Source organism: Neisseria sp. P0009.S007 (genome assembly GCF_051962515.1).
The window spans coordinates 8,867-15,297 of the sequence record NZ_JBQCVF010000017.1; the positions used below are offsets into that span (position 1 = coordinate 8,867).

General features: G+C 43.0%; 7 protein-coding genes, 1 tRNA gene and 1 pseudogene. 1 reads left to right on the forward strand and 8 read right to left on the reverse strand.

From position 1 onward, the window contains the following. The coding region (locus tag ACTHS3_RS03370) for an anhydro-N-acetylmuramic acid kinase (protein WP_440367164.1) at positions 1-234 on the forward strand (234 nt) is incomplete at its 5' end. A 64-nt stretch (positions 235-298) separates the two neighbouring features. On the opposite strand, the gene ACTHS3_RS03375 is transcribed toward ACTHS3_RS03370, so the two are convergent. The 8 genes and pseudogenes from ACTHS3_RS03375 to ACTHS3_RS03410 all read right to left on the reverse strand — a co-directional run. Beyond that, positions 299-1,858, reverse strand: a complete 1,560-nt coding sequence (locus ACTHS3_RS03375; protein ID WP_049323927.1) for a TerC family protein — start codon at positions 1,856-1,858, stop codon at positions 299-301. Positions 1,859-2,312: 454 nt separating this feature from the next. Continuing rightward, a complete protein-coding gene (locus tag ACTHS3_RS03380) occupies positions 2,313-2,708 on the reverse strand; it encodes a hypothetical protein (RefSeq protein WP_049323926.1) in 396 nt (131 codons plus the stop codon). Between the two features lie 245 nt (positions 2,709-2,953). After that, positions 2,954-3,029: transfer RNA gene (locus ACTHS3_RS03385), tRNA-Asn, on the reverse strand. A 98-nt stretch (positions 3,030-3,127) separates the two neighbouring features. Then, positions 3,128-3,487 (reverse strand): roadblock/LC7 domain-containing protein, encoded by a 360-nt coding sequence (locus tag ACTHS3_RS03390; RefSeq protein ID WP_003679682.1) that lies wholly within the window; start codon positions 3,485-3,487, stop codon positions 3,128-3,130. 39 nt (positions 3,488-3,526) lie between these two features. Then, a complete protein-coding gene (locus ACTHS3_RS03395; RefSeq protein WP_003748732.1) occupies positions 3,527-4,168 on the reverse strand; it encodes a hypothetical protein in 642 nt (213 codons plus the stop codon). A gap of 1 nt (position 4,169) precedes the next feature. Further along, on the reverse strand, positions 4,170-4,706 hold the full coding sequence (locus ACTHS3_RS03400) for a GTP-binding protein (protein WP_003748733.1): 537 nt from the start codon (positions 4,704-4,706) through the stop codon (positions 4,170-4,172). 10 nt (positions 4,707-4,716) lie between these two features. Next, positions 4,717-5,820, reverse strand: coding sequence for a response regulator transcription factor (locus tag ACTHS3_RS03405; RefSeq protein WP_070625125.1), 1,104 nt, complete (start codon positions 5,818-5,820; stop codon positions 4,717-4,719). Then, positions 5,820-6,431: pseudogene (locus ACTHS3_RS03410) on the reverse strand (23S rRNA methyltransferase); the annotation flags it as partial. The pseudogene ACTHS3_RS03410 and the gene ACTHS3_RS03405, both read right to left, overlap by 1 nt.

Below are 6,431 nucleotides of genomic sequence, written 5' to 3' on the forward strand. Positions count from 1 at the left end.
ATCTGCGGCGGCGGCATCCGCAATCCGGTTTTGATGCAAGACTTGGAAACCCTGTTTTCTCCCGACACCAAATTGCACAGCACAGCCAAGCTCCATCTTGACCCGCAATGGGTGGAAGCCGCCGCTTTTGCCTGGCTTGCAGCCTGTTGGTGCAATCAAGTTCCGAGCAATCCCCACCATGCAACCGGCGCACATTCACACCGAATTTTAGGCTCTGGACATTACGGTAACTAAAGTTGAATCAATAAAAAGGCCGTCTGAACATTTTCAGACGGCCTTTACCATACTAACTCTTCACTTATTCTTCTTCCGGCAAACGGTTGATTTTCACACGTGCAATCCGTTGTCCGTCCTTCTCAACCACTTCAAAACGCCAGCCGTGATAATCGATGAAATCGCCTACATCAGGAATACTTTGCAATTCTTCCATAATCAAGCCGGCAACGGTATGAAAGTCCGCATCTTCCTCTTGGGCAGGCAGATTCAATTGAGAAGCCAATTCCACATACTCCAATGCACCATCCACAGACAGCGTTTCATCCTGACTGGCTGGAGCAGCTTCTTCTTCCTCACGCTCGAATTCCTCGGGGAACTCACCGGCAATAGTTTCCAACAAATCTTTCATGGTTACCATGCCCAATACCGCACCAAACTCATCCACCACCAAGGCATAATCCGCGCTGCTTTGACGGAACAATTCAATCGCATTCAATGCCGTCGTACTGTCCGGCAAAATCAACGGCTGGCGCAAGGCCGTCTGAATATTGATTTCCCCAGATTCAAGCAGCTGGTTCAGCAAATCTTTTTTACTGATATAGCCCAAAGGCTCATCTACACCTGCCTTACCGACAACCAACAAACGGCTATACGGCGTATTTTTCAGCTGCGCATTTTGTTCTTCCCGACTTTGGGAAATATCCAACTTCTCGATCTCCCGACGCGGAATCATCACACCCATAATCGGACGCTCCGCCAAAGTCAGCACGCTGCGAATCATGGATTTTTCGTTTTCTTCAAAATGCTCGTCATCACCGCCGTTATCGCCTGCTTTTGCCAAAATGCTTTCGCGGATACCCATCATGCCCAACACATTTTCAGCGGTACGCTTACGCCAAGAGGTACTGATGTAGTCATTTTTGCGGGCATTCTTTTGCGAAACCTGATTAAACAGTTCGATCAAAATCGAGAAGCCGATCGCCGCATACAAATAGCCTTTCGGAATATGGAAATGGAAGGCTTCCGCAATCAGGCTGAAACCAATCATCAACAAGAAACCCAAACACAACATCACAACGGTCGGATGCTTGTCCACAAAGGCGGTCAACAGTTTGCTGGCGGAAATCATCACCGTCATCGCCACAACCACTGCACCCATTGCTACCACAATATGATCCACCATCGCCACTGCCGTAATAACAGAATCGATAGAGAAAACCGCATCCAAAATCAAGATTTGCGCCACAACGCCCCAAAAAGAAGAATGCTTCTTCTGCCCTTCAGCAACCGCAAATTGATTATGGCCTTCAAGGCGTTCGTGCAGCTCGGTAGTCGCTTTATAAAGCAGGAAAATACCACCGGCAAACATAATCATGTCTTTACCAGAAATCTCCAAGCCGCCCAGCTCAAACAAAGGACGCGTCAGCGTCATGATATGCGCCATGAAGCCCAGCATGAAAATCCGAATAACGACAGCCAAACCCAAGCCCGTTATCCGCGCCCTATCCCGTTGCGACGGTTTGACCTTGTTTGCCAAAATTGCTACGAAAACAAGGTTATCTATACCTAAAACAACTTCCAAAACCAGAAGCGTGGCAAAGCCTATCCAAGTATGCGGCTCGGCCAACCAACTGAAATCCATAATGATTGCGTTCCTTTAAAATACAAAAAGGCAGCCGTTCCGCTTAAAACGGACAGACTGCCAAATTTCGGGCATAAATAAAGGGAAAGAAGCGGTATAACAACTACTCTGCTCTGCGTCTTTCATGAAAAATTTATGCCCCAGTCAAAAATAATGGCAAACAGTTTATCAGTTTGACGAAAGAAAGGCAAAGTCCGACAGCATATTTTCTTTTAAAAACAGTCTACAGCTGCCAACAAATCACTTTCTCCAGCGTTAACAAAAGGAATCGGTCGATATATTTGGTGATCATGGTTTGTTCGGTTTGCCGAAAGAAGATTCTTATAAGAAACCCCCTAAATGCCTGGGTAAAAACTTAGGTTTTTTTACTAAGGTCTCAAGCCGTCTGAAAAATTGGGATTTTTTCAGACGGCACGGTTTATATAGACAATAATTTTCTTAGAAAATATAACGATTATATTCTTTCAGAAATTACGGATATACTTAATCTCCATACAGTTAAAGTAATTAATCTGCCATCTAAATAAGAATATTCTAATTGAAGAGCATCATCTTCAAAGCAAATATTTCCAGCTGTAAATGTATTGCCATCTAACCTACCTGTTATCTTATATTGTGCACTATCACCTATTCTTTCAAAAGGAATAATAACAGATTCATCTGTATTAACCTCTTCCAATATAAACTCATCAATAATGAAATAGTCAAGTTCCACATTGTAAACTTTATTCACTTCAATAGCCATTGGACAACAATTAAGGAAACAATATAGATCGTTATTTTCTATAGAAAAATATGCAAATTCCTCAATTATTTCATCCATTTTTTTTAGCTTTGCTGAGTAAATCATTTTTAACCTTTCATAAATTATTTTACTTCATAAATTGTTTTATCTTTTGGATTGCTACGATTTATAGATCTTCAAAAGTCTTTTCCACTTTTCACATGGATGGTTGTGATGTAACCTCGATGATTTGTTCCTATAAAGGCTGATGAATTAAGTGTAATCATTTAATCAATTATCATCAAAATATCTTAAAATATTAACCAATAGATAAAATAAAAACCACCATACAAGATGGTGGTTTTCAAATCTGGCTCCCCGACCTGGGCTCGAACCAGGGACCTGCGGATTAACAGTCCGTCGCTCTACCGACTGAGCTATCGGGGAATTAAAAATGGGATTATATAGAAAATATCAGAAGCCTGTCAAGCAACAATCTATATAAAAACAAAAATATTTTTATATCTTTTTAATTTATAAAACTTTTATAAGATTTCAGCAATTTGTTTGGCCGCACGTTTCGCATCCAACAAAATCAAACCCAATTTACCGCTTTCTTTTGCCATCAATGCCAACACTGCATTTTCACCTGCCTGACTCAGCAGAATATAGCCATTTTTACCTTTAACCATTACCTGATCCAACTCACCGCAAGCCAACTCGTGTACGGAACGATTGCCCAATGCCAAAAGCGTTGCCGACATCGCACCTACACGGTCTGCATTCAAATGCGAAGGCAGCATGGTTGCGATTGGCAGGCCGTCTGTAGAAATAACTGCAGAAGCAGTGATATCCGCAGAGGTATTGTTCAAATCGCTTAATACAGAGATCAATAGTTGTTGCATAGTCGCTCCATTCTAAAATAAATATTGGTCAGGCAAAAATCAACGGCTGCCGTATCGGTGGTACAGCACTTTAACCAAAGTAACAAAAGCCTCTTTATTTAAATCAGGCATTCCGCCAATTACCAAAATCAGCTTGGTCATGCCAATATACAGCGGGAAAAAGGTCAATTCACTTTGGCCTGAAGGATCGCAAATACCCCATGCGCTATTATTGATATGCAGGTTATTGCGAATCAAAAGACGGTGATTGTCTTCCATTTTGGCCACTTCGCTCGCCAAAAGGCCCAATTCTTCCGCAGCCTCGTGATGGAAATTGGCATTGGCAAAATACAAACCGTTTTCATCAGCCAATAAAGCTTTGCCAGAATTAGACAACTGTTCCAACAATGTCGGTAATTGCTCGTCAGTCAGATGGATGTCCTCTGTGCTGATTTCCTCGTCACCGTACAAAAACTCCAAGCGTTGGAGGCGATACAACAGGTTTAAAGCGGTATTGATATCGCTGGTGTCTGCCCACGCCAAAAGTTTTTCACTGCTGATGGTTTCAGACGGCTCTGCGCGCAACAAACCATACAATAAAGTTCTGCTGGCGCTGGGCGTATCACTTGAAACGGCATAATACGCACCTGCCGGTGTAATCTTAGGATATAAATTTGATTGTAAAGAGAGTGTCGCTTCCATCTTATACCTCTAATCCGGGGTCAATTGAGAACAACATGGCAGTAACCAATTGTTTTACATCGTCTTCTCGACGTGCATCAATCTCAAAAACCGGTACATTAAAATTATTCTGTGCTAAATATTTTTGATATACATCTACGCTTGGCAAGGAGCGGATATCCATCTTCGTTACCCCTACAACCAAAGGCGCTTTTTTCAGCAACTCGCGGAACGCATCCAAGAAGAATTGCAAGTCTTTCAATGGGTTGCTTCTTGTATTATCTAAAAGAAGCACTAAGCCCATACTGCCTTGGCTCAGAATTTCCCACATAAAATTAAAACGCTCCTGACCAGGCGTACCATAAAGATGAACCTTGGTTTCCTCATCCAAATGAATGACACCGTAGTCCATTGCCACAGTCGTGTACCCCTTGCGGACAAGTGTCATATCGGATGCGGATGCATCGGTTTGAACCGGCGGTTCATCAGATAAAGCTGAAATTGCAGTGGTTTTACCTACGCCAACAGGACCGGTAAAGATAATTTTATTTTCTTTCATGATGTGTCCTTTACGATTTACCCAGCAACTTACGCATCAGGCGTTGCAACAGGCCGCGAGGTTGTTCTTTAGACGGACCGGCAACTTTTTGAGCCTCTTTGCTCATTGCTGTTTCAGGTACGTCTTTGCTATTCACATCAATCTGTTCATTCAAGGAAGGCGTATTATTCGCATCTGTTGCAAACTCTGTATCTGTCGCCAAAAAGCCTGTTATATATGTTGCCGATAAATAATTCAAAATATCAGGCATCTCTAATGGCATGACTTTATAGAGAACATTTAAATTAACGGATGTTTTCGTCAGAAATGCCGACAGACGCATAGATTCCGGAACATGCGCCAAACGGGTTAAGTTTGGCCAACGCTTGAGCGTAAAGACAGTTTGCGGCGTCATCGGATAAATCAGACGGCCTGATGCAGTCCAAATGGCCATTTGCCACAAGCATGACATAATGGTAACTTTGGCTTTCTCTTTCCATTGCGGATTATCAGGAACAGCCTTACACACAACTGCCAAGTTATCGTTTTTACACAATTTCTCCAACTCATTGGCACTGACTGTCAGCAGTACTCGCTGGATACTAGGAAACACGATTAATATCGGCTTGCCTTCATGCAAGACGGCAATATCTTGGTGTCCTTGACTGGCAAATTTCAGCGCACCCAACAAGCCTTTATTTGGATTAAATCGGCGAATGGTGGCTTTTCTTGCGCCATCAGAATTTGATTGTCCTTTATTCTCTTCAGCCGCTTGTTGTTCAGACGGCTCAAAAACATTCCCGCCCTGAGCCAGGCTGCGCAAAACAGGAAACAAGGTATCGAATTTAACCGGCTTGGCCAAATAAGGAGTCGTTACTGTCGGCAACTCGGAAGAAAACATCGCTACAGGCACTTCCGGATAAGTTTTCTTCGACTCTTTCCAAGCTTCTACACCTTCCGGAGTATCGGTATCAACCAATACCAAATCCGGTTTTTCATCAGAATCAGGGGAAACGATGACGTAATTCGTCGTATTGTGCATTTTAAATGCCATACGGAATACCGCCTGCTGTTGCTCACCCATCTCCTGTAACATAACCCGTATGGTTTTAATTTTTGGTAAATGATTATTCATCACTCGTACTTTCTACGATTATCTTGTTTTTTTGAATATTGGTTCATTCGTTGCAAGAGACGGCTCATTGCCAAGACAACCTCTTCAGGCAGGCTGACAACACGTTCACGCAACAAGCGCAGGAATTGCTCCAAACGTCCCCAGTCTTCGACGCGTTCGTACAAATCAAACAAGATGATGTACAGCTGCGATTCTTGAGGATACTGCAAAACAGCCTGTTCCAGAGTGCCGATAGCCAAATCCAACTGACCGTAGGCCAACAGAGACTCCACTTCTTTCAGGGCTTCATCAGCAGGTGAAGAGCTTGCACTAATGACAGAAGAATCTTTTTGAACCAAATCGCGATATTTGGCTTTCATCTGCAAAGAACTTGGCTGAATATAACCGCGCTTCAAACCAATCTCTTTAATTTGCTGTTCAGACGGCCCTTTTTCCAAATCATCAAAAATTTCGTGATAACCAAGGCTATAACCCCAACCAAGCATACGTTCTTTTACTTGACGGCCATATTGGCCCAAAGAGTGGTAAAGCTTCCACAGATGCTTGGCAAACTGCCCTACTTCTTCATTCTGATAATCCAGACGCAAGGCATCGATAATGAGACCAGCAGG

Bases quoted from the DNA above. Each gene is read 5' to 3' on its own strand.
- ACTHS3_RS03405 (WP_070625125.1), bottom strand. From the start codon at position 5,820: ATGAATAATCATTTACCAAAAATTAAAACCATACGGGTTATGTTACAG.
- ACTHS3_RS03380 (WP_049323926.1), bottom strand. From the start codon at position 2,708: ATGATTTACTCAGCAAAGCTAAAAAAAATGGATGAAATAATTGAGGAA.
- ACTHS3_RS03395 (WP_003748732.1), bottom strand. From the start codon at position 4,168: ATGGAAGCGACACTCTCTTTACAATCAAATTTATATCCTAAGATTACA.
- ACTHS3_RS03375 (WP_049323927.1), bottom strand. From the start codon at position 1,858: ATGGATTTCAGTTGGTTGGCCGAGCCGCATACTTGGATAGGCTTTGCC.
- ACTHS3_RS03390 (WP_003679682.1), bottom strand. From the start codon at position 3,487: ATGCAACAACTATTGATCTCTGTATTAAGCGATTTGAACAATACCTCT.
- ACTHS3_RS03400 (WP_003748733.1), bottom strand. From the start codon at position 4,706: ATGAAAGAAAATAAAATTATCTTTACCGGTCCTGTTGGCGTAGGTAAA.